Source organism: Microbacterium sp. P26, assembly GCF_023712585.1.
Taxonomy (GTDB): Bacteria; Actinomycetota; Actinomycetes; order Actinomycetales; family Microbacteriaceae; genus Microbacterium; species Microbacterium algihabitans_A.
Genome location: NZ_JAMAXZ010000001.1, coordinates 107,365 through 132,461, shown reverse-complemented (window position 1 = coordinate 132,461; position 25,097 = coordinate 107,365). Strand labels below are relative to the sequence as shown.

The 25,097-nt window shown below is 70.5% G+C and carries 21 protein-coding genes; 15 read left to right on the top strand and 6 right to left on the bottom strand.

Annotated features, from left to right (window positions below; all coding sequences use genetic code 11):
* Window positions 1-8 precede the first annotated feature (8 nt).
* A complete protein-coding gene (locus M3667_RS00685) occupies window positions 9-671 on the bottom strand; it encodes a copper resistance CopC family protein (protein ID WP_251503703.1) in 663 nt (220 codons plus the stop codon).
* Between the two features lie 293 nt (window positions 672-964).
* On the opposite strand from M3667_RS00685, the gene M3667_RS00680 reads away from it, so the two are divergent.
* The 3 genes from M3667_RS00680 to M3667_RS00670 all read left to right on the top strand — a co-directional run bounded on the left by M3667_RS00680 (window position 965) and on the right by M3667_RS00670 (window position 2,779).
* Window positions 965-1,453, top strand: coding sequence for an FHA domain-containing protein (locus M3667_RS00680; RefSeq protein ID WP_251503699.1), 489 nt, complete (start codon window positions 965-967; stop codon window positions 1,451-1,453).
* Window positions 1,453-2,139 (top strand): MerR family transcriptional regulator, encoded by a 687-nt coding sequence (locus tag M3667_RS00675; protein ID WP_251503697.1) that lies wholly within the window; start codon window positions 1,453-1,455, stop codon window positions 2,137-2,139. Before M3667_RS00680 ends, M3667_RS00675 begins: the two co-directional genes overlap by 1 nt.
* Window positions 2,140-2,233: 94 nt before the next feature.
* On the top strand, window positions 2,234-2,779 hold the full coding sequence (locus M3667_RS00670) for a MerR family transcriptional regulator (protein ID WP_251503696.1): 546 nt from the start codon (window positions 2,234-2,236) through the stop codon (window positions 2,777-2,779).
* A gap of 185 nt (window positions 2,780-2,964) precedes the next feature.
* On the opposite strand, the gene M3667_RS00665 is transcribed toward M3667_RS00670, so the two are convergent.
* Complete coding sequence (locus M3667_RS00665) at window positions 2,965-3,777, bottom strand: ParA family protein (RefSeq protein ID WP_144781970.1); 813 nt, start codon at window positions 3,775-3,777, stop codon at window positions 2,965-2,967.
* Window positions 3,778-3,845: 68 nt separating this feature from the next.
* On the opposite strand from M3667_RS00665, the gene M3667_RS00660 reads away from it, so the two are divergent.
* The 3 genes from M3667_RS00660 to def are packed head-to-tail and all read left to right on the top strand — an operon-like array spanning window position 3,846 to window position 10,400.
* Window positions 3,846-7,253 carry a pyruvate carboxylase gene (locus M3667_RS00660; RefSeq protein WP_251503695.1) on the top strand — a complete coding sequence of 1,136 codons (3,408 nt, stop codon included), beginning with the start codon at window positions 3,846-3,848 and terminating at the stop codon, window positions 7,251-7,253.
* Between the two features lie 46 nt (window positions 7,254-7,299).
* A complete protein-coding gene (locus tag M3667_RS16665) occupies window positions 7,300-9,912 on the top strand; it encodes a MinD/ParA family protein (RefSeq protein ID WP_308196411.1) in 2,613 nt (870 codons plus the stop codon).
* On the top strand, window positions 9,909-10,400 hold the full coding sequence (gene def / locus M3667_RS00650) for a peptide deformylase (RefSeq protein ID WP_154095855.1): 492 nt from the start codon (window positions 9,909-9,911) through the stop codon (window positions 10,398-10,400). Before M3667_RS16665 ends, def begins: the two co-directional genes overlap by 4 nt.
* 303 nt (window positions 10,401-10,703) lie before the next feature.
* Here def and M3667_RS00645 read toward each other — a convergent pair whose 3' ends face one another.
* Window positions 10,704-12,530, bottom strand: a complete 1,827-nt coding sequence (locus tag M3667_RS00645; RefSeq protein WP_251503694.1) for an AMP-dependent synthetase/ligase — start codon at window positions 12,528-12,530, stop codon at window positions 10,704-10,706.
* Between the two features lie 157 nt (window positions 12,531-12,687).
* Between M3667_RS00645 and M3667_RS00640 the strand changes: the two genes are divergently transcribed.
* The 4 genes from M3667_RS00640 to M3667_RS00625 all read left to right on the top strand — a co-directional run bounded on the left by M3667_RS00640 (window position 12,688) and on the right by M3667_RS00625 (window position 17,327).
* On the top strand, window positions 12,688-13,623 hold the full coding sequence (locus M3667_RS00640) for an ROK family glucokinase (RefSeq protein ID WP_251503692.1): 936 nt from the start codon (window positions 12,688-12,690) through the stop codon (window positions 13,621-13,623).
* Between the two features lie 2 nt (window positions 13,624-13,625).
* Window positions 13,626-14,339, top strand: a complete 714-nt coding sequence (locus M3667_RS00635) for a 1-acyl-sn-glycerol-3-phosphate acyltransferase (protein ID WP_144828007.1) — start codon at window positions 13,626-13,628, stop codon at window positions 14,337-14,339.
* A 9-nt stretch (window positions 14,340-14,348) separates the two neighbouring features.
* Entirely contained in the window at window positions 14,349-15,686 is a 1,338-nt protein-coding gene (locus M3667_RS00630; RefSeq protein ID WP_251503688.1) for a class II 3-deoxy-7-phosphoheptulonate synthase, read from the top strand.
* 306 nt (window positions 15,687-15,992) lie between these two features.
* Window positions 15,993-17,327, top strand: a complete 1,335-nt coding sequence (locus tag M3667_RS00625; RefSeq protein WP_251503683.1) for a hypothetical protein — start codon at window positions 15,993-15,995, stop codon at window positions 17,325-17,327.
* Window positions 17,328-17,493: 166 nt separating this feature from the next.
* Here M3667_RS00625 and pknB read toward each other — a convergent pair whose 3' ends face one another.
* On the bottom strand, window positions 17,494-19,443 hold the full coding sequence (gene pknB / locus M3667_RS00620; RefSeq protein ID WP_251503680.1) for a Stk1 family PASTA domain-containing Ser/Thr kinase: 1,950 nt from the start codon (window positions 19,441-19,443) through the stop codon (window positions 17,494-17,496).
* 72 nt (window positions 19,444-19,515) lie between these two features.
* Window positions 19,516-20,511 carry a LysM domain-containing protein gene (locus tag M3667_RS00615; RefSeq protein ID WP_251503677.1) on the bottom strand — a complete coding sequence of 332 codons (996 nt, stop codon included), beginning with the start codon at window positions 20,509-20,511 and terminating at the stop codon, window positions 19,516-19,518.
* Window positions 20,512-20,658: 147 nt separating this feature from the next.
* Here M3667_RS00615 and M3667_RS00610 point away from each other — a divergent pair, with 147 nt between their 5' ends.
* Complete coding sequence (locus M3667_RS00610) at window positions 20,659-21,003, top strand: Rv2175c family DNA-binding protein (RefSeq protein WP_251503674.1); 345 nt, start codon at window positions 20,659-20,661, stop codon at window positions 21,001-21,003.
* Window positions 21,004-21,081: 78 nt separating this feature from the next.
* Here the strand turns inward: M3667_RS00610 and M3667_RS00605 are convergent, their stop codons facing one another.
* Window positions 21,082-22,161 (bottom strand): polyprenyl synthetase family protein, encoded by a 1,080-nt coding sequence (locus M3667_RS00605; RefSeq protein WP_251503671.1) that lies wholly within the window; start codon window positions 22,159-22,161, stop codon window positions 21,082-21,084.
* A 64-nt stretch (window positions 22,162-22,225) separates the two neighbouring features.
* Between M3667_RS00605 and M3667_RS00600 the strand changes: the two genes are divergently transcribed.
* The 4 genes from M3667_RS00600 (at window position 22,226) to M3667_RS00585 (ending at window position 25,093) form a co-directional block, all read left to right on the top strand.
* A complete protein-coding gene (locus tag M3667_RS00600) occupies window positions 22,226-22,606 on the top strand; it encodes a DUF3040 domain-containing protein (protein ID WP_251503668.1) in 381 nt (126 codons plus the stop codon).
* Window positions 22,607-22,971: 365 nt separating this feature from the next.
* Entirely contained in the window at window positions 22,972-23,403 is a 432-nt protein-coding gene (gene mraZ, locus M3667_RS00595; protein ID WP_013583202.1) for a division/cell wall cluster transcriptional repressor MraZ, read from the top strand.
* Window positions 23,404-23,501: 98 nt separating this feature from the next.
* On the top strand, window positions 23,502-24,455 hold the full coding sequence (rsmH, locus tag M3667_RS00590; protein ID WP_251505010.1) for a 16S rRNA (cytosine(1402)-N(4))-methyltransferase RsmH: 954 nt from the start codon (window positions 23,502-23,504) through the stop codon (window positions 24,453-24,455).
* Window positions 24,452-25,093: a hypothetical protein gene (locus M3667_RS00585; RefSeq protein WP_251503665.1), complete on the top strand. Its 642-nt coding sequence runs from the start codon at window positions 24,452-24,454 to the stop codon at window positions 25,091-25,093. Before rsmH ends, M3667_RS00585 begins: the two co-directional genes overlap by 4 nt.
* The last annotated feature ends 4 nt before the right edge of the window (window positions 25,094-25,097 follow it).

Sequence of the window (25,097 nt, the reverse complement as noted above, 5' to 3'; positions counted from 1 at the left end):
GTTCCAGCCTATCGCCCGGCGGTGCCGCCACCGGCGGTCTTGCGACCGCTGCGGGAGGCGAAGACGTAGACCAGCACCCCCGCCACGATCACGAGGATCACCGCGAGCAGGATCCAGGGCAGGGGAGAGGGTGCGGAAGCCTCGTCGACCGGTGCCGCGGTTGAGCTCGAGGTCGGATCCGCGCTGGGCGCCGACGTCGCAGACGGGGTCGGGCTCGCCGTGGAGGGAGTCGGGGTGGGGGTCGCCGACGGCGTCGGGGCCGCGGCGGGCACCGTGAAGGCGAAGTCGCCGTCGATGGGGTGGCCGTCGCTCGACACGACGCGCCAGACGACGCTCACGGCTCCGGATGCCGAGCCCGCCAGAGACTGCGTCACCGTGGTGCCCGACACCTCGGGGGCGCCATCGGCCAGCGAAGCCCCCGACGCGTCCTTCACCTCGATGACCGTCGCCCCGGCGTCGGTGAGGACGTCGGCGCTAAAGGTAAAGGTGATCTTCGCGGGAAGGGCGTCGAGCACGGCATCGGCGGAGGGGTCGGTGGAGACCAGCTCGTCGTGCGCGGCGGCGGGCAGAGCGGGCACGAGCAGAGCGGCTGCGGCGAGCAGCCCGGCGGCCAGTGCGGCGGTCCAGCGAGGCAGGCGGGCCGGGCGGTGCGGGGTCGGAGAAGAGGTCACTCCTCGACCCTACTGACGACCTCCGACACCGAGCCTGGGAGAGGGCTGCGGCCGATGCGCGGCCCCCGATGCGGGAGCGCTTTCGCGGTGGTGGGCGTGTCGGGGTGAAGCGGACTCGACAGGGCCCCGCCCGGGTCGATAGGTTCGAGTGTCTCGTCGGTCGTCTCCGCGGCCCGAACCGCGGTGTCGGTGTCGACGGATCGAGACGTACACACGCATCGCCATGGCCCGCTCGAGATCGGTCGACCTCCCCTCGTCGACCGATCGGTTATGGTGAAACAGAAGGAGAAGCCGTGGACGAGACCAGCCGATTCGAGCGCGACGACATCCGACGCGCGGCCGACGCCGCAGCGAACGACAGGGCGCACGACACGACCCAGACCCACGACGCCGATCTGTCGTTCGTCCCCTTCGGGGCCGACCTCAGCGAAGCCGAGCTCGAGGCGATCGACGCACTGCCCTCCGGCGCCGCGCTGCTGATCGTCCGTTCCGGACCGACGACCGGCGCCCGCTATCTGCTCGACACCGACGTCACCACCGTCGGGCGTCACCCCGAGGCCGACCTCTTCTTCGATGACGTGACCGTGTCGCGTCGTCACGCCGAGATCACCCGCACCGGCACCTCGTTCGAGATCGTCGACCAGCGCTCGCTCAACGGCAGCTACGTCAACGGCGAGCGGGTCGATCGCTCGGCGCTCGTCAACGGCTCCGAGGTGCGCATCGGTAAGTTCCGCCTGAACTTCTTCGGTTCGCCGGTCGATCTGCCCGCGGCTGAGCACTGATGCCGGCAGCCCCCTCCCGTAGTCGTCAGACGGCTGCGGGGCTGCTCAGCATCGGTCAGGTGCTCGCCCGCCTCACCCCCGACTTCCCGGCGCTGACCTCGAGCAAGCTGCGCTTCCTCGAGGTGCAGGGCATCGTCACGCCCACGCGCACCGAGTCGGGCTACCGCAAGTTCTCGCCCGCCGATCTCGAGCGCCTTCGCATGGCGCTCACGCTGCAGCGCGACCACTACCTGCCGCTCGTCGTCATCCGCGATTACCTCGCCGAGCTCGACGCGGGTCGCAACCCCGCTCCGCCCACGGCGATCCCGTCGATGACGAACACCCCGCGGCGCTACCGCCGCGACGAGTTGCTGGCGGCGGCGGGTTCGGCTCCCCAGCTGCTCAACGACGCGATCAGCACGGGTGTGATCACGGCATCCGACACGTATCCCGAGCAGACGGTGACCCTGCTGCGCTCGCTCGTGGCACTGGATCGCCACGGCATCGAGCCGCGTCACGTGCGCGCCCTGCGTCAGAGCGCGGAGCGCGAGGTCTCGCTCGTCGAGTCGGCTCTGTCGGCCCTGCTGCGGCGCCCCGACGCCTCGTCGCGCGCGAAGGCGAACGAGCTCGCTCCCGAGCTCGCGGCGCGTCTCGACGAGGTCCGCGGCATGTTCGTGCGCGAGGCGCTGGAGCGGATCCTGTCCTGAGTGCGACACGCCGCGGCCCTCGGAGCGGATGTCATTGCCGGGGGACCCTCGCTGATCTAGCGTGGAGGAAACGACAGATGAGGAGGGCGCGAGCATGAACGCTGGCGACGCAGTCGGCGAACCCCGGTTCGCCACCGACCTCCTCTTCACCGACGGTCTGCCCGAGATGGACGACGACACCGGCTACCGCGGTGCGGTCGCCGCTCGCGCCGCCGGCATCACGTACCGCCAGCTCGACTACTGGGCCCGCACCGAACTCGTCGTCCCGACGGTCCGCGGCGCGAGCGGCTCGGGGTCGCAGCGTCTCTACGGCTTCCGCGACATCCTCGTGCTCAAGCTCGTCAAGCGCCTGCTCGACACCGGCATCTCGCTTCAGCAGATCCGCACGGCGGTCGACCAGCTGCGCGCCGCCGGCATCCGCGACCTCGCCGGAACGACCCTCATGAGCGACGGCGCCTCGGTCTACCTGTGCACCTCGAACGATGAGGTCATCGACCTCGTCAGCCGCGGTCAGGGCGTGTTCGGCATCGCCGTCGGCAAGGTGCTGCGCGAGGTCGAGTCCACGCTCGTCGACTTCGAGAAGGCGACGCCCGACACCGTCGACGAGCTCGCCGCACGCCGGGCCGCCCGCACCGCCTGACGCGCTTCATCTTCGAGATCCCGGATGCCATGGCATCCGGGATTCTTCTGCTTTCGCGTGAGGGGTCGGTCTATGTCGCCTACGGGCGTCCTCGGCGACAGAAAATGACCCCTCACGCGGGTGGGACGGGAACGAGAAACGCCGCCCGGCTGCGGGGCAGCGGGACGGCGTCTTCGTGAAGAGGATCAGGCCTGCGGGGCCTCGGACTCCACCGGGATACGGCCGGTGCGCACGATACGGTCGAGCAGCGCGTCGAAGTCGGCCGCGAGCTCCTGCGCGGAGTCGCCGGGCCACACGTGCAGCGGCTTCGCGGCACCCTGCGCCTGCTGGAGCGAGGTGCGCTCGGGCAGCTGCGGGTTGAGCACGAGCGGGCCGAACATGTCGCGCAGCTCTTTGATGCGGAACTGGTGCTCGATCGACTGCGGGCGCACGCGGTTGACCACGACGCCGAGCGGCTGCAGACGCGGCGAGAGACCGCGGCGGATCTCCTCGATCGCGCGCAGAGCGCGGTCGGCCGCGGCGACCGAGAACAGGCCCGGCTCGGTGACGACCACGACGCGGTCGCTCGCGGCCCACGCGGTGCGCGTAAGGGCGTTCAGCGAGGGCGCGCAGTCGATGAGCACGAGGTCGTACTCGCTCTCGATGGTTGCGAGCGCTTCTTCGAGCTTCCACACGTCGCGGACGCTGGGGTGCGGCCCGTCGAAGTTGATGGCCGACGGGCTGCCGATCAGCACGTCGATGGTGCCGGGGTGCACCTTGGCCCACCCGCTCGAGGTGATCGCCTGTCGGACGACCTTCTCTTTCGGGTTCGCCAGCACATCGGCGATGTTGAGGCGACCGGCGACCTGGATGTCCATCCCGGTCGACACGTCGGACTGAGGGTCGAGGTCGACGACGAGAGTGCGAACGCCACGTGCGAAGGCTGCGGAAGCCAGCCCGAGTGTCACGGTCGTCTTGCCGACCCCGCCTTTGAGAGAGCTGACGGAGAGTACGTGCACGAGAGTCCACGTTACCGTCCCCTAGGCTGTGAGCACATTCAGCTCCGCCAGCTTGACGTGAGGTGCGCATGTTCTCCAAAATCCTGGTCGCCAATCGCGGAGAGATCGCGATTCGCGCGTTCCGTGCCGCCTACGAGGTCGGAGCGCGCACCGTCGCGGTCTACCCGTACGAGGACCGCGCCTCGCTGCACCGCCTGAAGGCGGACGAGGCGTACCAGATCGGCGAGCGGGGGCACGCCGTGCGCGCGTACCTCGATGTCGACGAGATCATCCGCGTGGCCCGTGAGTGCGGCGCGGATGCCATCTACCCGGGATACGGCTTCCTGTCCGAGAACCCGGAGCTGGCCGAGAAGGCCGCCGCCCACGGCATCACTTTCATCGGGCCGCCCGCCGAGGTGCTCGCCATGGCGGGCAACAAGGTGACGGCCAAGGAGCACGCGATCTCGGCCGGTGTGCCGGTGCTGCGCTCGACGCCGGCGTCCGCCGACATCGACGAGCTGCTCGCGCAGGCCGACGAGATCGGCTTCCCGATCTTCGCCAAGGCCGTCGCCGGCGGCGGCGGGCGCGGAATGCGCCGCGTGGAGTCGAAGGGCGAGCTCGCCCCGGCCCTGGCCGAGGCCATGCGCGAGGCGCAGAGCGCGTTCGGCGACCCCCGCATGTTCCTCGAGCAGGCCGTGCAGCGCCCGCGTCACGTCGAGGTGCAGATCCTCGCGGATGCCGCCGGCGAGACCGTGCACCTGTTCGAGCGCGACTGCTCGGTGCAGCGTCGCCACCAGAAGGTCATCGAGATCGCCCCGGCGCCCAACCTCGACGACGCCGTGCGGCAGGACCTGCACCGTTACGCCGTCGCCTTCGCCCGCTCGATCGGCTACCAGAACGCGGGAACCGTCGAGTTCCTGCTCGAGACCGCGGGCCCCCGCACGGGCGAGGTCGTCTTCATCGAGATGAACCCCCGCATCCAGGTCGAGCACACCGTGACCGAGGAGGTCACCGACGTCGACCTCGTGCAGTCGCAGATGCGCATCGCCGCCGGCGCGACCCTCGCCGACCTGCACCTGCAGCAAGACGACATCCACCTGCGCGGTGCGGCGCTGCAGTGCCGCATCACCACCGAGGACCCCACGCAGGGTTTCCGCCCCGACACGGGCAAGATCACCACGTACCGCTCGCCCGGTGGCGCCGGCATCCGCCTCGACGGCGGCACGACCGCCGCGGGCTCGCAGGTCAGCCCGCACTTCGACTCCATGCTGTCGAAGCTGTCGTGCCGCGGACGCGACTTCCCGGCCGCGGTCGCCCGCGCCCGCCGTGCCCTCGCGGAGTTCCGCATCCGCGGGGTTTCGACGAACATCCCCTTCCTGCAGGCCGTGCTCGACGACCCGGCGTTCGTCGCGGGCGACCTGAGCACGTCGTTCATCGACGAGCGTCCCGAGCTGCTGAAGGGGCGGGAGTCGAAGGACCGCGGCACGAAGATCCTGTCGTGGCTCGTCGACACCACGGTCAACCGCCCCAACGGCGAGAACCCGCTGTCGATCGATCCCGCCGCCAAGCTCCCGCGCGTCGATCTCGCGGATGCCGCTCCGGCGGGATCGCGCCAGCGCCTGCAGGAGCTCGGCCCGGTCGGCTTCGCCCGCGCCCTACGCGCGCAGACGGCCCTCGCCGTCACCGAGACGACCTTCCGCGACGCCCACCAGTCGCTGCTGGCCACGCGGGTGCGCACCCGCGACCTCGTGCGGGTCGCCCCGTACGTCGCGCGCATGACGCCGCAGCTCCTGTCTGTCGAGGCATGGGGCGGGGCGACCTACGACGTCGCCCTGCGCTTCCTCGGCGAAGACCCGTGGGAGCGACTCGACGCGCTGCGTCAGGCCCTTCCGAACGTGGCGATCCAGATGCTGCTGCGCGGGCGCAACACCGTCGGCTACACCCCGTACCCCACGGAGGTCACCGATGCGTTCGTGGCCGAGGCCGCGGCATCCGGAGTCGACATCTTCCGCATCTTCGACGCGCTCAACGACGTGTCGCAGATGCGCCCCGCGATCGACGCCGTGCTGGCCACCGGCACCGCGGTCGCCGAGGTCGCGGTCTGCTACACCGGAGACCTGCTCGATCCGGCCGAGAAGCTCTACACCCTCGACTACTACCTGGGCCTGGCCGAGCAGATCGTCGACGCGGGCGCCCACATCCTCGCGATCAAGGACATGGCGGGTCTGCTGCGCCCGGCCGCCGCCGCGAAGCTCGTGACGGCGCTGCGTGAACGCTTCGACCTCCCGGTGCACGTCCACACCCACGACACCGCGGGCGGGCAGCTCGCGACGCTGCTGGCCGCCTCGGAGGCGGGGGCGGATGCCGTGGACGCGGCCTCGGCGCCCATGGCGGGCACCACGAGCCAGCCGTCGCTGTCGGCGCTCGTCGCCGCGCTCGCGCACACCGACCGTGACACGGGGCTCGACCTCGGGGCGGTCAGCGACCTCGAGCCGTACTGGGAGGCCGTGCGTCACCTCTACCGTCCGTTCGAGTCGGGACTCGCGGGGCCCACGGGGCGCGTCTACCGTCACGAGATCCCGGGCGGGCAGCTGTCGAACCTGCGGCAGCAGGCGATCGCGCTGGGTCTCGCCGACGACTTCGAGCTCATCGAGGACATGTACGCCGCGGCCGACCGCATCCTGGGCCGGGTGCCCAAGGTCACGCCGTCGTCGAAGGTGGTGGGCGATCTCGCGCTGCACCTCGCCGCGGTGAAGGCCGACCCGGCCGACTTCGAGCAGAACCCCGAGAAGTACGACGTGCCCGACTCGGTGGTGTCGTTCATGGCGGGGGAGCTCGGCGACCTGCCGGGCGGCTGGCCCGAGCCGTTCCGTTCGAAGGTGCTCGCCGGACGCGAGGCCAAGATCGGCGTCACCCCGCTGACCGACGATGACGCCGCCGCGCTGGCGGGGGAGTCGGCCGAGCGCCGCGCGCGCCTGAACACCCTGCTGTTCCCGGGGCCGACGCGCACCTTCCTCGAGACCCGCGCGACCTTCGGCGATCTCAGCGTGCTCGACACGGCCGACTACCTGTACGGCCTGCAGGCCGGCGGGGAGCACACCGTCGAGATCGAGCGCGGCGTGCAGCTGTTCGTGGGTCTCGAGGCCGTGGGCGACGCCGACGACAAGGGCATGCGCACGGTCATGACGACCCTGAACGGTCAGCTGCGCCCGGTGTTCGTGCGCGACCGGTCGATCGACGTCGAGGCGCGTCAGGCCGAGAAGGCCGACACCTCCAAGCCCGGTCAGGTGGCGGCACCGTTCTCGGGCGTCGTGACGATGAAGGCCGCCGTCGGCGACCGCGTCGCAGCCGGTCAGGCCGTCGCCTCGATCGAGGCCATGAAGATGGAGGCGGGCATCACCGCCCCCGTCGAGGGAGTGGTCGAGCGGGTCGCCATCGGTACCACACAACAGGTCGAAGCAGGAGATCTTTTGCTGGTAATCCGCCAAGCGCAGTAGCCTGGGAGGGGGCGCTTTCGCGCCCTCTTCCCGTTTGGAGACTGCAGTGACCCCCGACCGCACCGATGCGAACCACGACGAGAGCGCCGAGCACGGCGTGCTCGACGACGGCGGCAATCTCGACACGGCCAGCATCACCATCCTCGGCGGACACATCGCACAGGTCAGTGTCGACCTGCCGATGACCGCTGACGACGATGATCTCGACGACGACGTCATCGAGGACGAGATCCCGATCGACGACGTCGACCTGCCCGCGCTGATCACCTCCCACGATGTGTACGAGCCGCACGACGCCGCCGTCGACGGCCCCCGTGACGAGCACGATGACGAGCGCAGCGACGACCACCACGTCGAGCACCTCGACACCGGCGACATCATCCTCGAACCGCACGACGGCGAGGTGTCTTCCTCGCTGGAGGGCGGATCCGACGCGTCGCCGCACGACGACATCCACGATGCCGAGCTCGTCGACGAGCCCGACCACGAGGGGCACTCGCACGAGGACCACTCGCTCGAGCAGGCTCGCGCCGACGACCTGCACGATGCCGAGGTCGTCGACGACGTCGAGCTCTTCGAAGCGGATGCCGCGGAGCCCGTCGACGAGCCGCTCACGCACGCGCCGTGGATCCCCGAGCAATCGGATGCCGCCGCGGACGAGACGGTCGCGGATGACGGCGCCGAGCCGGACGCCGTCGACAGCGACGGTGCCGGGAGCGACGCCGACCACGACGCCGAGGCGGAGGCCGCCGACGGTGACTCCTTCGTCGCCGAGGAGCACGAGATTCTCGAAGCTCACGAGGCCGTCTTTGCGGCCGACGACGTGGACGATGTCGACGCCTCCACGGAGACCTCTCCCTCTGAGCCCGAGTTCGAGGCGGAGGAGCCGGCCGAGGTCGAGGACGCTGTCGCCGCTTCCGACCACGTCTCCGGCACGGACCTGTCCGAGGCGGCCGACGAGTCGTTCGCCGACGAGCAGGCGGTGCCCGAGGCGGCAGCCGGAGGGTCGGTGGCCGAAGACGCGTTCGTTCACGGGCCGACCGAGGAAGAGGCCGCCGAGGCCGAGGAGGTCGCCGCGGAGGAGCCGGTCGCCGCCGAGGAGCCGGTCGCCGCGGAGGAGCCGTTCGCCGAGGAGACCATCGTCGCCGAGCCGTCGATCGCCGACTCGGCCGTCGAAGACCCCGCCGTCGAAGAGCCCGCCGTCGAAGAGCCCGCCGTCGAAGACCCCGCCGTCGAAGAGCCCGCCGCCGAAGCCCCCGTCGCCGACAACCCCGCTCCTGCGGCCTCCGGCGACGACGAGCTTCCGGTCGAGACGGCATCCGACGACGCGTCTGTCAGCGCCGCGCTCGCCACGGGCCCCGTGGCCCCGCCGAGCGTGGCGGCGTCCGTCGTCGCCGCCTCGGTCGCCGCGGCATCCGCCACCGGTGCGACCGCCTCCGGTGCAACCGCTGCGGCGGGTCGTACCCCGACGGGTTCGGTCGCGGCGGCACCCGCATCGACCGGCCCGGTGACGACGCGTCGCGAGCGGGCGGCCACGGGTGTCATCGGCACCGTGCCCCTCACGCGCCGCAGCGCCCAGCAGGCCGACGACGCCACCCGCGGATCCGACGAGGCCGCGCGCGTCGACCGCGCCCACGCCATGGAGCGCGTACGCACGCAGACGCCCGAGGTGACGCTCACCTCGAAGCGCATCGGGCAGATCGACGACGCCCGCGAGAGCTCCGATCTGCTGACCGCCGATCGCCTGCTCGACCCGCGTCAGATCGCGCGGCCCGAGCCCGAGGGCGCCTGGCAGCAGCTGGTCTACTCGGCGACCGGAGGCCGGGTCAACCTCGGTGACGGTCGTCGTGCGCGCCAGCGCAAAGACCTCGACCGCCGCATCTCGGCCCCCCTGACCGGCGGAGCGCGCTTCGTGCCCGTTCTCTCGCGTAAGGGCGGCGTCGGCAAGACGACGGTGACGTCGCTGCTGGGCATGGCGCTGGCGGATGCCCGCGACGACCGCATCATCGCCGTCGACGCCAACCCCGACCGCGGCACGCTGGCCGATCGCGTCGGTCGGCCCAACGGCCGCACCGTGCGCGACCTGGTGCGCGCGCACGACGAGATGGTCGGGTTCAACGACGTCTCCGCGATCGTCGCGCGTGACGCGACGCGGCTCGACGTGCTGGCATCCGACGCCGACCCGCGGGTATCCGAGGCGTTCAGCGACGACGACTACCGCCAGGTCGCCGACGTCGCCGCGCACTACTACTCCATCGTGTTGACCGACACGGGCACCGGCATCGTGCACTCGGTGATGGGCGCGACCCTCGAGCTCGCCGACACCCTGGTGATCGTCGCCGGCCTGTCGGTCGACGAGGCGCGACTGGCGTCCGAGACGCTGACCTGGCTCGAGACCAACGGCTACGCCGCGCGCGTGCGCGACGCGATCGTCGTGCTCAACAACTCGCGCCCCGGCACCCCGCTGGTGCGCGAGAGCGAGCTCGAGGCGCACTTCCGCTCGCGGGTGCGCACCGTGATCCGCATGCCGTACGACGCGCGCATCGCCGCGGGAAGCGCCATCGCCTTCCGCGACCTGCAGCCTTCGACCCGTCAGGCTGCGCGCGAGCTCGCCGCGGCCGTCGTGGAGGGTCTGCGCGCCCCGGTGGCCGCCGCATGACCGTCCGCCCGATCCGCCTGTTCGGCGACCCCGTCCTGCGCGCCACGAGTGCGCCCATCGAGACAATCGACGACGGCATCCGCGCCCTGGTGCAAGACCTGCTCGACACGGTCGAGCTGCCGGGCCGCGCGGGCGTCGCCGCTCCGCAGATCGGCGTGGGTCTTCGGGCCTTCAGCTACAACATCGACGGCGACATCGGCTACGTGCTCAATCCCGTGCTGGTCGAGACCCGCGGTGAACCCGAAGCGGTGGGCGAGGGCTGCCTGTCGGTACCCGGTCTGTGGCACGACGCGATCCGCTACCCGTGGGCCAAGGTCGTCGGCATCGACCTCGACGGCGAAGAGGTCGTGCTCGAGGGGGAGGGGCTGCTCGCTCAGGCGCTGCAGCACGAGACCGATCACCTCGACGGCATGCTCTACCTCTCGCGGCTCCCCGCCGAGACGCGTCGCGAGGCGATGCGTCAGGTTCGCGAGAGCGACTGGTTCTGACCTGATCTGTGCAGAAGGGCCCGGATGCCGGCATCCGGGCCCTTCGCTCGTCTCCGCTCGCACATATCCTCCGCGATTCGCGCAGCCTCCGTCGTTTTCGACCCTTCCGAGCCGAGGTTGTGCAGATCACCGTGGGCGTGCGATCGGTGACGGTGTCCCGGGGCGCACATACCCTCCGCGATTCGCACAACCTCGGTGACTGTGCCTCGTTCCGGCCTGACGTTCTGCGGATCGCTGAGGCTGTGCGCTCGAAAACGAAACGGCCCGGCCCCGCGAGGGACCGGGCCGTCGTCGTCGCGTGCGTCAGGGCAGCGAGACGTTGGTGGTGTTGACGGGCACCGCGTAGATGTCCTCGATGTCGTCGGCGAAGTCCGCCGTGATGACGTTGCGCTTGATGCTCATCTTCGGGGTGAGGTGGCCGCTGGCCTCGGTCCACTCGGTCGGCAGGATCGTGAACTTGCGGATCGACTCCGCGCGCGAGACGCGCGTGTTCGCCCGGTCGATCGCGCCCTGCACCTCGGCGCGCACCTTCTCGTTCTGCGCGGCCTGCTCGAGCGTCATGTCGGCGGGCAGGCCGTTGTTGGCCAGCCACGTGGGCAGCATCTCGGGGTCGAGGGTGACGAGGGCGGCGATGAACGGCTTGTGGTCGCCGACCACGACGACCTGGCCCACGATCGGGTTCGCGCGGATGGGGTCTTCGAGCGCGGCCGGGGCGACGTTCTTGCCGCCGGCGGTGACGATGATCTCCTTCTTGCGGCCGGTGATCGCGAGGAACCCGTCGCTGTCGAAGGCGCCGATGTCGCCCGTCTTGAACCATTCGCCGTCGAAGGCCTCCGCCGTGGCATCCGGATTCTGCCAGTACTCGCGGAAGACGTTGATGCCGCGCACCTGGATCTCGCCGTCGTCGGCCAGGCGCACCCCGACGCCGGGGAGCACCGGACCGACCGTGCCGATCTTCGCCTTCGTGGCGAGGTTGACCGTGGCCGGGGCCGTCGTCTCGGTCAGGCCGTATCCCTCGAGGATCACGACGCCGAGGCTGCGGAAGAAGTGCCCGAGGCGCGGGCCGAGCGGGGCCGAGCCCGACACGGCGTAGACGACGCGGCCGCCCATGGCCTCGCGCAGCTTCGAGTAGACGAGCTTGTCGAAGAGGGCGAACTTCACCTTCAACGCGAGCGAGATCTTCTTGCCGTCCTGCAGGCGCTGCGAGTGCTCGATCGCGGTGTCGGCGGCGGCGCGGAAGATCTTACCCTTGCCGCCGGCCTCGGCCTTCTGCTCGGCGGAGTTGTAGACCTTCTCGAACACGCGCGGCACGGCCAGCAGGAACGTCGGCTTGAAGGTGCCGAGCGCGGGCAGCAGCTGCTTGGTGTCGGGCTGGTGCCCGGTCTTCACGCCCGCGTGCACGTTGAGCAGCGAGATGAAGCGGGCGAAGACGTGCGCCGTCGTGATGAACAGCAGCGTCGAGGCGCCGGGGGTCTCGACGACCTCGTGCAGGGCCTTCGCGGAGTTGCGCGCGAGTTCGACGAAGTTGCTGTGGACGAGGACGCATCCCTTCGGACGGCCGGTGGAGCCCGAGGTGTAGATGAGCGTCGCGATGTCGGAGGCCTTGGCCAGGTGACGACGGCGCTCGATCTCTTCGTCGGTGATGTGCGTGCCGTTCGCGACGAGGGTGTCGAGCGCGCCCTCGTGCATGGCCCAGACGTCGCGCACGAGGGGGAGGTCGCTGCGGACCTCGTCGAGGCGCGCGGTGTGGTCGGCCGACTCGACGACGACGGCGATGGCGCCCGAGTCCGACAGGATCCACGAGATCTGCGACGGCGAGCTCGTCTCGTACACCGGGACCATGACGGCCCCCGCGTAGAAGAGGGCGAAGTCGACCAGGGTCCAGTCGTAGGTGGTGCGGGCGATGAAGCCCACCTTCTCGCCCGGCTGGATGCCGGCGGCGACGAAGCCCTTGGCGAGCTTGACGACTTCTCGCTCGAACTCTGCGGCGGTGATGTCGCGCCATCCGTCGGCGTGGGGGATGGCGAACAGGGGGCGGTCGGGCGTCGAGCGCACACGGTCGGCGAGCAGGTCGGATGCGTTGGCATCCGGGTCTGCGGCGACGACGGCGGGGAGGTCGAACTGGATCACGGCAACTCCTTTGGCACCGGAAGAAAGGTCGAGCGGGTCTGCCGAGTCTATCCGTACGGATGCCGCGACCCCGGGGAGGTCGCATTCCGATGCGGGTCGCGCGGCATGGCTAGACTTCTCCGGGCCGAGCCGCACGGTCGGCCCGGAAGGGAGCGCGGTGCGCAACGTCGGCATCGACATCGGGGGCACGAAGATCGCGGGAGGCGTCGTCGACGACGACGGCACCATCATCGAGAAGCTCCGCGTCGACACCCCCATCGACCCCGGGGCCCTCGTGGACGCCGTGGTCGACATGGCCGATCACCTGCGCCGCGCGCACGAGATCCACGCGATCGGCGTGGCCGCGGCGGGCTTCATCAGCCGCGACCGCAGCACCGTCATCTACGCGCCCAACATCGACTGGCGCGACGAGCCGCTGCGTGCCCGCCTCGAGCAGCGCCTCGACGCCCCCGTCACGATCGAGAACGACGCGAACGCGGCCGGGTGGGGCGAGTACCGCTTCGGCGCGGGCCAGGGCGTGCGCGACATGGTCATGCTCACGATGGGCACAGGCGTCGGAGGGGCCGTCGTCACGGACGGCGAGCTGTTCCGCGGCGGCCACGGCATCGGCGCCGAGCTCGGCCACATGCGCTTCGTGCGCGGCGGCCACCCGTGCGGCTGCGGACAGAACGGATGCCTCGAGCAGTACGCCTCGGGACGCGCGCTGCAGCGCGAGGCGAACGCCATCGCCGACGAGGGTGGCATCGGCGCGGCCCTGGCGGCCGTGCGCGAGGAGCGCGGCGCGATCCCCGGACCCGCCGTGTCGCGCCTCGTGCTGGCCGGCGACCCGGGCGCTGTCGAGGCTCTGCGCCGCGTCGCGACGGCCCTGGGCGAAGCCTGCGGAGGATTCCAGGCCGTGCTCGACCCCGAACTCTTCGTGATCGGCGGCGGCGTCGCCCAGCTGGGCGCCGATCTGCTCGTACCGGTGAAGCTCGCGTACGAGACCTCGCTCCCGGGGTACGGTGAACGTCCGGTCGCGGAGTTCGCGATCGCGCGCCTGGGCAACGACGCCGGTCTCATCGGGGTCGCCGACCTCGCCGGGAAGGAGCGCTGACGATGTTCTACTGGCTCATGAAATACGTGGTGATCGGGCCGGTCATCAAGGCCGTGTTCCGCCCCTGGATGGTGGGCCGGCGCAACATCCCCACCGAGGGTGCGGCGATCCTCGCGAGCAACCACCTGTCGTTCTCGGACTCGATCTTCCTGCCGCTCATGATCGACCGCCGCATGGCGTTCCTCGCCAAGAGCGACTACTTCACCGGCAAGGGCCTCAAGGGCTGGGCGACGCGCATGTTCTTCACGGCGACGGGTCAGCTGCCCATCGACCGCTCGGGCGGCAAGGCGTCGGAGGCCTCGCTCAACACCGGCCTCGGTGTGCTCGGCCGCGGAGAGCTGCTCGGCATCTACCCCGAGGGCACGCGCAGCCCCGACGGCACCCTCTACCGGGGCCGAACGGGCATCGCCCGTATGGCCCTCGAGGCCCGTGTGCCGGTCGTGCCCGTCGTCATGGTCGACACCGGGGCCGTCATGCCGATCGGTCAGCGCCTGCCGCGCGTGGGGCGCGTGGGCATCGTGATCGGCGAGCCCCTCGACTTCTCGCGCTTCGAGGGCATGGAGGGCGACCGCTACGTGCTCCGCTCGGTCACCGACGAGATCATGGTGGCCCTGCAGCGCCTCGGCGAGCAGCGCTACGAGGACGTCTACGCCTCCACCGTGAAGGACCGTCTGGCCACCGCGCAGGCGGCGAAGGCGCCGACGTCGCGCCACTAGACTTCTGGGGTGACTCAGCAGCTCCACGACCTCGACCACTGGCGAACCCTGCCCATCAAGCAGCAGCCCCAGTGGTATGACGAGGGCGCTGTGGCCGCGGCATCCGCAGAATTGGCGACGCTTCCTCCGCTGGTGTTCGCCGGCGAGGTCGACATCCTCCGCGACCGCCTCGCGCGTGCCGCCGCCGGCCAGGCGTTCCTCCTGCAGGGCGGTGACTGCGCCGAGACGTTCGCCGGGGCGACCGCCGAGCAGATCCGCAACCGCATCAAGACGGTGCTCCAGATGGCGGTCGTGCTGACCTATGGCGCCTCGATGCCGGTGGTGAAGATGGGCCGCATGGCGGGCCAGTTCGCCAAGCCCCGCTCGAGCGACGTCGAGACGCGCGGCGACGTGACGCTGCCGGCGTACCGCGGCGACATCGTGAACGGCTACGACTTCACCGAGGAGTCGCGCAAGGCCGATCCCGCGCGCCTGCTCAAGGGCTACCACACGGCCGCCTCGACTCTGAACCTCATCCGCGCCTTCACGCAGGGTGGTTTCGCCGACCTGCGCGAGGTGCACAGCTGGAACAAGGGCTTCGCGAGCACTCCCGCCAACCAGGCGTACGAGTCGATGGCGACCGAGATCGACCGCGCCATCAAGTTCATGGAGGCCGCCGGCGCCGACTTCGACGAGCTCACGCGCGTCGAGTTCTACACCGGCCACGAGGGCCTGCTCATGGACTACGAGCGCCCCATGACGCGCATCGACTCGCGCACGGGACTGCCGTACAACACCTCGTCGCACTTCCAGTGGATCGGTGAGCGCACGCGCGAGCTCGACGGCGCACACGTCGACTACTTCTCGAAGATCCGCAACCCCATCGGTGTGAAGCTCGGCCCCACCACGACGGCCGAGACCGCGCTGGCCCTCATCGACAAGCTCGACCCCGAGCGCGAGCCGGGCCGGCTGACCTTCATCACGCGCATGGGTGCGGGCAAGATCCGCGACGCGCTGCCCCCGCTGCTCGAGGCCGTCCGTGACTCTGGCGCGACGCCGCTGTGGGTCACCGACCCGATGCACGGCAACGGCATCACCACCCCCACCGGCTACAAAACCCGTCGCTTCGACGACGTGGTCGACGAGGTGCGCGGCTTCTTCGAGGCTCACCGCTCGGTGGGCACGCACCCCGGCGGCATCCACGTCGAACTCACCGGCGACGACGTCACCGAGTGCCTGGGCGGCTCCGAGATGATCGACGAGGCCACCCTGGCGACCCGCTACGAGAGCCTGTGCGACCCGCGCCTGAACCACCGTCAGAGCCTCGAGCTGGCGTTCCTCGTGGCCGAGGAGCTCGAGAAGCGCTGACCCGCGTCCACCGACACGCGACGCCCCTGACTCACGTGGTCGGGGGCGTCGTCGTTTCCGGATGCCGAGGGCGTGGGCACGAATGAATGTCGGGAAGTATCGGGTGATTCTGGGCGGTGACTCCGCGGAGGCGGTCGTCGAGGCGAGAGGGTGGAATGTATACCTTCCCCTGCCGACGTGCTTTCGAGTTCGCCGCCGCCCTCGCCGATTGGACCGACGATGACGAAGACTCCTGCCGACTCACCTGACTCCACGACCCCTTCGAGCCTGCCGCGTCGCACCGTCCTCGCGGGCGCGGCGTGGAGTGTGCCGGCGGTCGCCCTGGCGACCTCGACGCCGGCCTTCGCCCAGACGGGTTCACCGGCTCCCGCACTCACGTTCTCGCAGGCTCCCGCCAGCACCCCCGCCTGCTCACCGACGACGAGTCCGTTCGTCGCGCAGCTCAGCGGGCCCGACAACGTGGGCAAGCTGGTGCAGTTCTCGCTGCCGAGCGGCTGGTCGTGGACGAGCGGGACCGGCAGCTACGTGACCGACGCGAACGGATTCGCCCGGGTGCCCGCGGGCGCGATCACCGCGAACACCAGCTCGGGGACGGTGGCGGCGACGTCGTCGAGCCTGACGGCATCGACGTCGGTCGACGTGGCGTCATACGGAACGCTGCAGACGGACAAGTCCGCCGCGGCCTTTCCGTCCGGCTCGAATACGGACATCGTGCGCATGTACGCCAGCGCGGCGGGCCTGACAGTGTCGAAGAAGAACGGCGACATCTGGTCGTGGTACAACGGCGGCCCCTGGACGCAGGTGGGTACCGGGGCCGATACGGACGTCCAGCGCATGACGTTCATCGACGCGAGCGCCACGCACGAGGCGTTATGGATCAAGGACGGTGTCCTTCAGATGGGAACCTCCGTCGCGGCGATCCCGCAGTCATCGAACGCCGACTTCGTTCGCGTCGACGCCAGCGGGGCCATGGCGCTCGCAGTGCGCAGCAACGGTGATCTGTGGCGGTGGGATGAACCCACCGGATGGGCGAAGACGGCCAGTGGGGTAGCGACGGGGTTCGACCAGATGGCGTGTTTCTCCGGTCAGACGAAGACAGCGTGCTACTGGATCGCGGGCGGCGTGCTTTACGTCGATGGCGTTGCGGACACCATCGGCTCGGGCGACAACAACGGCGTATCACGCGTGTATGCGGCGCAGGGCTATTCGGACGAGGGCGCCAATCTCGCCATCGTCAAAACGAACGGTGACGCGTGGACGTATTCGACCGGAAACGGCTGGCGTCCGCGCGACACGGGCGCGTCGACCGGCCTCGAGCAGGCCGCCGCGCGAGTGGTCGGCAGGGGGATGGGGGCCGTGTGGACCCTGAAATCGGGTGTTCTCTGGGGTACCCCCAACTCTCGTACCGGCACGAACCAGCTGGACTGGGCGTCGTACACACCGAACGAGAACCTCCTTCGTATCGTCGCACCCGGTCAGCTTGCACTGGTGGTCACGGGCGCCGGCGAGCTGTTCACCTTCGACGCCTGGTACTGGACTCAGAAGGCGTCCGGTGTCGCGACGGGGGCGGGTCAGGCCGCTGCGGCGCTCACCGATGGGTGGAACAGCCCGTACTTCTGGCTCGTTCCCTCGTCCTGCTGACAGCGACCTTCACGATGCCCCCGGCCCGAGGTCGGGGGCATCGTCGTGCCCAATCCCCGCCTGCCGTGCGGTGTTGGTCCGATGCGAGACCGTACGGAGCGTCAGCCGTACGGCATGAAAACCGGCCGCTTCGACGAGCTCAGCGACCTCACCCGGTGGAGCCGCTTTACAGCGTCGGCGTGATCGTGATCGTCGAGCCCTGCGGGGCCGTCGTGCCGGCCTTGGGATTCGTGGCGCGCACCTTGTAGATGTCCCAGTACTTGAACCCGAGGGGCAGGGTGCCGTCGTCGATGCCGGCGTTGACCTCGAAGCCGAGGCCCTGCAGGGTCGTCACCGCCTCGCGGATCGACATGCCCACGATGTTGCCGGGGATCTCGACGGGCTTGGGGCCGATCGACACCGTCAGCGGCACGGTGTCGCCGGGGCGCCAGTTTCCGCCGCCGTCGCGGTCGCCCATCCGGATGACGTCTCCGGATGCCACCGAGTTGCTGTACTCCTCGGTGATCGAGCTCTCGAGGCCGACGTCCTTCAACGCACTCTGGGCGCGCGACTGCGAATCGCCCGTCACATCGGGGATCGGTCCGAGCGAGGTGATCAGCGTCGCCGCGTCGCCCTCGTAGACCGTGCAGCCGTCGGTGCAGCTGATGGCGTCGCCGCCCGAGCGGGGGATGACCGCGGCTTCGAGCACGGTTCCCGCCGCGGCATCCGTGAACTGCGTCTCGGGTTCGCTGACGCCGACGTAGGCCTGCTCGAAGATGGCGCGCACCTCGTCGGTGCTCAGCCCGGCGAGGGAGGGGATCTGGTGCGTGGCGGGACCGGCTGAGACGAGCACGGTGACGACCGTGTCTTTGTCGAGGCGGGAGCCCGGGTCGGGGTCGGAGCCGATCGTGGTCCCCGCGGGGATCTCGCGGTCGTTCACGTCTTGCTGCACCGCGAGCAGCTGCTGCTGGGCGAGCAGAGCCTCGGCGTCGGCGAAGCTGCGGCCCGCGACGTCGGGCACCGACACCAGCGACCCCGGACCGGAGCCGAAGTACCATCCGGTGAGGCCGGCGCCTCCGGCGAGCAGCAGCACGATCACGAGGATCCACGCTCCGCGCGCGGTGCGCCGGCGCGTGCGTGCCCGCAGGCGCGCGGCGTTGTCGGGCTCCTCCGAGGGGACGGGCGGAAGCGACGCGGTCTGGGGGAGCACCTTGGTCAACTCGCGCGACTCGGCGGCCGAGGCGGGGGAGGTGATGCCGACCGAGACAGCGCGCGCCACCTGCGGGGCCAGGCCCAGCTCCTTCTCGACGGCGCGCAGGCGCTCGAGCATCGCGGCCGCATCGAGGGGGCGGTCGTCGGGCTCGCGCTCGGTCGACCACAGCACGAGCTCGTCGAGCTGCTCGGGAACCGACGGGTTCTTCGCGCTCGGGCGGGGGACCGAGTCGGTGGCGTGTTGGTAGGCGATCTGCATCGGCTGCTCGCCCTTGTAGGGCTGCTCACCGGTGAGCATCTCGTAGAGCATGATGCCGAGCGAGTAGATGTCGCTGCGGGCGTCGGCGGTGCCGCGGGTGACGAGTTCGGGGGCGAGGTAGGCGATCGTGCCCATCAGCTGGGCACCGCTCGCGGTGTTCGCCGTCGTCGCGCGGGCGAGGCCGAAGTCGCCGATCTTGATGCGACCGTCTTCGGCGAGCAGCACGTTCTCGGGCTTCACGTCGCGGTGCACGATGCCGGCGCGGTGGGCGGCCGCGAGGCCCGACAGGATGGCGTCCATGATCGTCAGGGTCTGATCGACCGTGAGGCGGCGGTGCTCGCGCAGCAGCTCGCGCAGCGTGATGCCCGGCAGGTACTCCATGACCAGGTAGGCCATCTCGCCGTCCTGGCCCTGATCGAACACGTTCACCACGTGCGGATCGCTCAGGCGGGCGGCCGAGCGGGCCTCTTGAATGAACCGGCTCTGGAACACGGTGTCGTCGCTGAGGTGGCCGTGCATGACCTTCAGCGCGACCCGGCGCTCGAGGCGCAGGTCGGTCGCGACGTACACGGTCGCCATGCCGCCGCGCGCGATGCGCGCGCGGACCCGGTACCGGCCGTCGACGAGACGGCCGATCAGCGGGTCGGCCTGCTGACTCGTGCTCACGTGTCGAGTCTACGGAGAGCCCCCTGTGAGCCCGGGCAACGGCTCACCCTCACCTGGGGATCCGAGGCGGGATCAGCCCAGAACGGCGAGCCAGGTCGTCGCCGGCTGCTCCCACTGCGCGTAACGGTCGGGGTAGGCCGAGATCTGCACGGCCTGAGCGGCGTCGGCGTAGGGCAGCTGCTCCCACCCGGGGATGTCGAGCAGGCCGCGGGTCGTCGCGCCGTTGGGGTCGGCCGAGCCGCCGTAGAACACGCGGGTCGACCGGTCGCGGTCGCGGATCTGGTCGGCGGTGCCCCAGCCCTGGCTCGGACGCTGCTGGAACAGGCCCAGCGAGTCGCGGTCGCCCCAGTCGAGGTTGCGCAGCCACGACTCCTGCATGGCGGTGCCGAGGGCGATGACGATCCCGCGGTCGGAGACGCCGAGCTCGCGTCCGATCCGGATGATCAGCCGGGCGTTCTCGGACTGCTCGGTGTCGAGGCCCGGAGCGGTGACGGGCGCGACAGAGGCGGGAGCGGGCCCGGCCGCGGGGATTTGCAGCACCTGTCCCGGGTAGATGATCGACGCCCGGGTCAGGCCGTTCGCGGAAAGAACGCCGTCGATCGACACGCCGTTTCGCGCGGCGATCGCCGAAACCGTGTCTCCGGGTCGCACCTCGGCGGTCGCGCCGGCGGGCGCACTCTCGGGGGCGGGGGCGGATGCCGCGGGCGCGGCGGTCAGCGCGAGCACCTGCCCCGGACGGATGACGTTGTCGGCGCCGATGCCGTTGGCGGCGCGCACGGAGGCGGTGTCGAGCCCGTGGGCGCGGGCGATGCCCCAGACGGTGTCGCCGGGCTGTACGACGTAGGTGAGCGCGGCGGGGGCGGCGGCCAGCACGGGGGTGCCGAGGGAGCGCGGTTCGAGCGCTCCCGTCGGGGGCACGAGGCGCGCCGGGGCGAGAGGGGCGGCCGCGTGCGCGGCGTGCTCGCCGACGAGGCTGAGCGCGATCGAACCGACCACCGCGGCGGGCCAGATCGCGGGGGAGCGGCGGGGGGTCTCGGTGGGCAGGGGGGACAGCGTGAGTCGTCGCATGGTGGGGGATTCCGTTCTTCCGACTGCCCGCCACCGTCCCATGCGCTGGGGCGGATGTCAACGAATGAGCCGTGAGTGACGGATGTGACGAACGTGACGAACGGCCCGCGGAAGGCGGAGGAGCGTCCGGGGTGAGATAGTGAATCAGTGACCGACAACACCCGTTACGCGACTGACTGGCTGACCATCCCCGATCTGGTGGAGCTGCTCGACGAAGCCCATGGGCGGGTGCGTCGTCTGCTCGACGAGCAGTATTTGGTGGGCACGCGTCGCGACGGCGTCCTGAAGGTGCCGTCGGTGTTCATCGTCGACGGGCGTCCCCTGGCCTCGCTGCGCGGCACGATCATCGTGCTCCACGACGCCGGCTTCGACTCCGACGAGATCATCGACTGGCTGCTCAGCCCCGAAGAGAGCATCGGCATGCCCCCGATCGAGGCGCTGCTGGCCGGCCGCAAGAGCGAGGTGCGCCGGGTCGCCGCGACCCTCGCCTGATCGATCCGGATGCCGCGGGGTCGGGGCTGACGCCTCCCGCGGCGCCCGTGCCTTGTCGCTGTGCGACCGAGCCGCGGCTCAGGCGGTGCGCTCGGTCGCCGCTCGCGCCAGGGCGCGCAGTTCGTCGACGGCCTCGGCATCCAGGCTTCCCCCGTCGAGGGCGTCGTCGGCGCGCCGCGCGTAGTCGGCGATGAGCTCCTCGGTTCGCGCAAGGGCGCCGCTGTCGACGATGGCCCGCTGGAGCGCGCCGATCTGCTCGTCGGTGAGGGCCGGGTCGCCGAGCAGCGTGTCGATCACGTGGCGCTCGTCGGCGGGCATCGCCTCGCGGGCGTAGGCGACGAGCACCGTGCGCTTGCCCTCGCGCAGATCGTCGCCGACGGGCTTGCCGGTGATCGCGGTGTCGCCGAAGACCCCGAGCACGTCGTCGCGCAGCTGGAAGGCCATGCCGACGTCGTGGCCGAAGCGGCCGAGGGCGTCGAGCTGTCCGTCGTCGGCGCCGGCGAGCGAGGCCCCGATGAGCAGGGGCTGCTGGATGCTGTAGCGCGCCGACTTGTACGAGGCGACGCGCAGTGCACGTTCGGCGTGCGTCTCGTCGGGGTAGACGGTGTAGGCCGACTCTTCAGCGACGTCGAGGAACTGCCCGATCGTCACGTCGCGGCGCATCTGCGCGTACGCGCGACGGGTGGCCGCGGCCGTGGAGCTCGAGGAGAGCCCCTCCTCGAGCAGATCGTCGCTCCACGCCACCAGCAAGTCGCCGAGCAGGATCGCGCCCGAGCGGCCGAAGGCGTCCGAGTCGCCCGCCCAGCCGGCCTCGCGGTGGGCCGCCTGCAGGGCGCGGTGGGCGGCGGGCTGCCCCCGGCGGGTGTCGGAGTTGTCGACGAGGTCGTCGTGCACGAGGGCGGCGGCGTGGAAGATCTCGAGCGAGGTCGCCACGGCGAGCGCCGCGTCGTCGAACGGGGCGTCGGAGCGGCCGGCGGATCGCCAGCCGGTGAGGCAGAAACGCGCGCGCAGGCGCTTTCCTCCCCGGAGGGCGGAGGCGCCCGCACGGGTGAGGGATTCCGCCTCAGGGCCCAGTGCGGAGGCGTACGATAGCTGTTCAGTGAGGAACTTGTCGAGTCGCTGGGAAACAGCTTCGATCGGTTCCGGGGAGGTCGGCACGGGCCTAGCCTAGTGATCCACGCCGCGCGTAGAATCGTCCGCAACGAACAATAGAGGGGGATGCATGCCACTGTCAGAGCAGGAGCAGCGTCTGCTGGATGAGATGGAACGCCATCTCATGAGTAACGACACCGACGTCGTGACCGCCCCCAGTCGTGCCCTCAGCTACCGCAACATCGTCCTCGGCTCGATCCTGGTGCTCGCCGGTCTCGGCGCCCTCGTCGTGGGCGTGTCGATCGGCTTCAACACCGGCGTCCTCGGCATCGCGATCGGTGTGCTCGGCTTCCTGCTCATGGTGGGTGGCGTGATCTTCGCGGTGACGCCGATGCGTGGCGCCGCGGCGTCCGCTCCCCGCTCGACGAAGCCGCGCGCCGCGCGCGCCTCGGGTGGATCCTTCATGGACCGCATGAATGATAGGTGGGACCGCCGCAACGAAGGGCGCTGACCCCTCGCAGATCTCATGAAGCACCGGCTCCTCGGAGCCGGTGCTTTTTTTCGTGCCCGGGGCGCGGCATCCGGAACGATCTTCCGACCCGTCGACGGGGCGCGCTCACAAGGGGGCGAGCCACGGGGGGAGGAAGGGTGAGGCGCGTTTTCCCTCCCTTTCGCTCCACTCGCGGTGGCGCCACCGCCCGCTGAGCCCGCTGAGCCGCGGGATCACGCGGATCTTCGACGTGCGCGGTCGTGCGTCCGGACACAGTACACGGCGACGTCCCTCGCGAGAAGAGTGGGTTTTCGATAGCAAAGTGGAGGGTGGTGGAGTAAAGTGGGGGAAACTTCGCAGGCCGGACGAAGGGGGTGGACGCCCGAATGCTGCTCGGTACGCACACACCCAAGCTCGACGACAAGGGTCGGGTCATCCTGCCGGCGAAGTTCCGTGACGATCTCGGCGCCGGAGTGGTGATCACGCGCGGGCAGGACCGCTGCCTCTACGTGTTCAGCACCGAGGAGTTCGAGCGCGTCCACGAGCGGATCCGCGAGGCCCCGCTCAGCAACAAGCAGGCCCGCGACTTCCTGCGCATGTTCCTCTCGGGGGCCAGCGCCGAGAAGCCCGACAGCCAGAACCGCATCACCGTTCCGCCGGCGCTGCGCACCTACGCCGGCCTCGGGCGCGAGCTCGTGGTCACCGGCGTCGGAGCCCACGCCGAGATCTGGGATGCCGAGGCCTGGAACACCTACGCCGAAAGCAACGAAGAGACGTACGCCGAGATGGAGCAGGAGGTGATCCCGGGACTGTTCTGACCCTCCGGCTGTGATGCCCAGCCGCACGCCCTGACGCACTTCCCCGGCGCCAGGTCGAGCGGATGGGGATCAGAGCCGAAGGATCGGACCCCGACATCATGGACATCCGCGACATCCACACTCCCGTTCTCCTCGAGCGCTGCGCCGAACTGCTCGGTCCTGCCCTGCAGAAGCCCGGATCCGTCTTCGTCGACGGCACGCTCGGCATGGGCGGACACTCCGAGGCCTTCCTCGAGCGTTTCCCCGAGGCCCGACTCATCGGCCTCGACCGCGACACCGACGCCCTGCGCATCGCGGGGGAGCGCCTCCAGCGCTTCGGCGACCGCGTCACCCTCGTGCACACCGTCTACGACGGCATCGCCGAGGCCGTGGCATCCGCGGGCGTCACGAAGGTCGACGGCATCCTGTTCGACCTGGGCGTGTCGTCGCTGCAGCTCGACGAGGCCTCCCGCGGGTTCGCCTACGCGCAGGACGCCCCGCTCGACATGCGCATGGACCAGACCACCGGCGTGACCGCCGCCGAGGTGCTCGCCACCTACGGCGAGGGCGACCTGCGCCGCATCTTCGAGCGGTACGGCGAAGAGAAGCTCGCCGGCCGTTACGCCCGCGCCATCATCGCCGCCCGCGCCGAGGCTCCCCTCGAGCGCTCGGGCCAGCTCGTCGACGTGCTGCAGGCCGCGACCCCGGCGGCGGTGCTGCGCGAGCGGCATCCCGCCAAGCGCGTCTTCCAGGCCCTGCGCATCGAGGTCAACGCCGAGCTCTCGGTGCTCGAGCGCACGATCCCCGCGGCTCTCAAGGTGCTGGGCGTCGGTGGCCGCATCGTCGTGCTGTCGTACCAGTCGCTCGAAGACCGGCTGGTCAAGCGCGTGTTCGCCGACGCGTCGACCTCGACCGCCCCGCGCGGCCTGCCGGTCGAGCTGCCCGAGCATGCGCCCAAGTTCACGCTCCTCGTGCGCGGTGCCGAGCTGGCATCCGACGAAGAACGCGCGGTCAACCCCCGCGCCACCCCCGTTCGCCTGCGGGCGGCCGAGCGAATCCAGGAGGACGCATGAGTGCACCCCAGGCCATCGATCTCCGGGTTCATGACATCTTCTCGGAACCCGACTTCCCGACGCCGGTCCGCGAGCGTCGGCTCACGGTGGTCCCCGCGACCGCCCGGCGCCGAGCACCGCGTCGCCTCTTCGGCGTCATCGCGGTCACGGGTGCTCTCGTGATCGTGCTCGTGCAGATGACCCTCGGCATCCTCACCACCCAGAGTTCGTTCGAGATTGCCTCGCTCACCCAGCAGCAGCGCGATCTGACGTACCAGAAGCAGATCCTGAACGACGAGAGCGCCGGGCTCAACTCGCCGCAGTACCTCGCCGCCAACGCCGCCGCGCTGGGCATGGTGATCGACGAATCGCCGACCTACCTGCGCCTGAGCGACGGGGCCGTGATCGGCTCCGACAAGCCCGCCGACGCGGTGTCGTCGGTGGATGCCATGGGGCGCGGCTCCGTGCGCAACGCGCTCATCGCCGGTGTGCCGCTCGTGACCGACCCCGCTGCCTCGACGACGGCCGACAGTGCCACGACGGAGGCTCCCGCCGACGCCGCGGGCGCATCGGCGCCGACCGCTGCCGACGCCCCGCCCGCCGGATCCGCGACACCCCCGGCGATCAGCGACGGTCTGCCGACTCCCGCGACACGATGAGAGC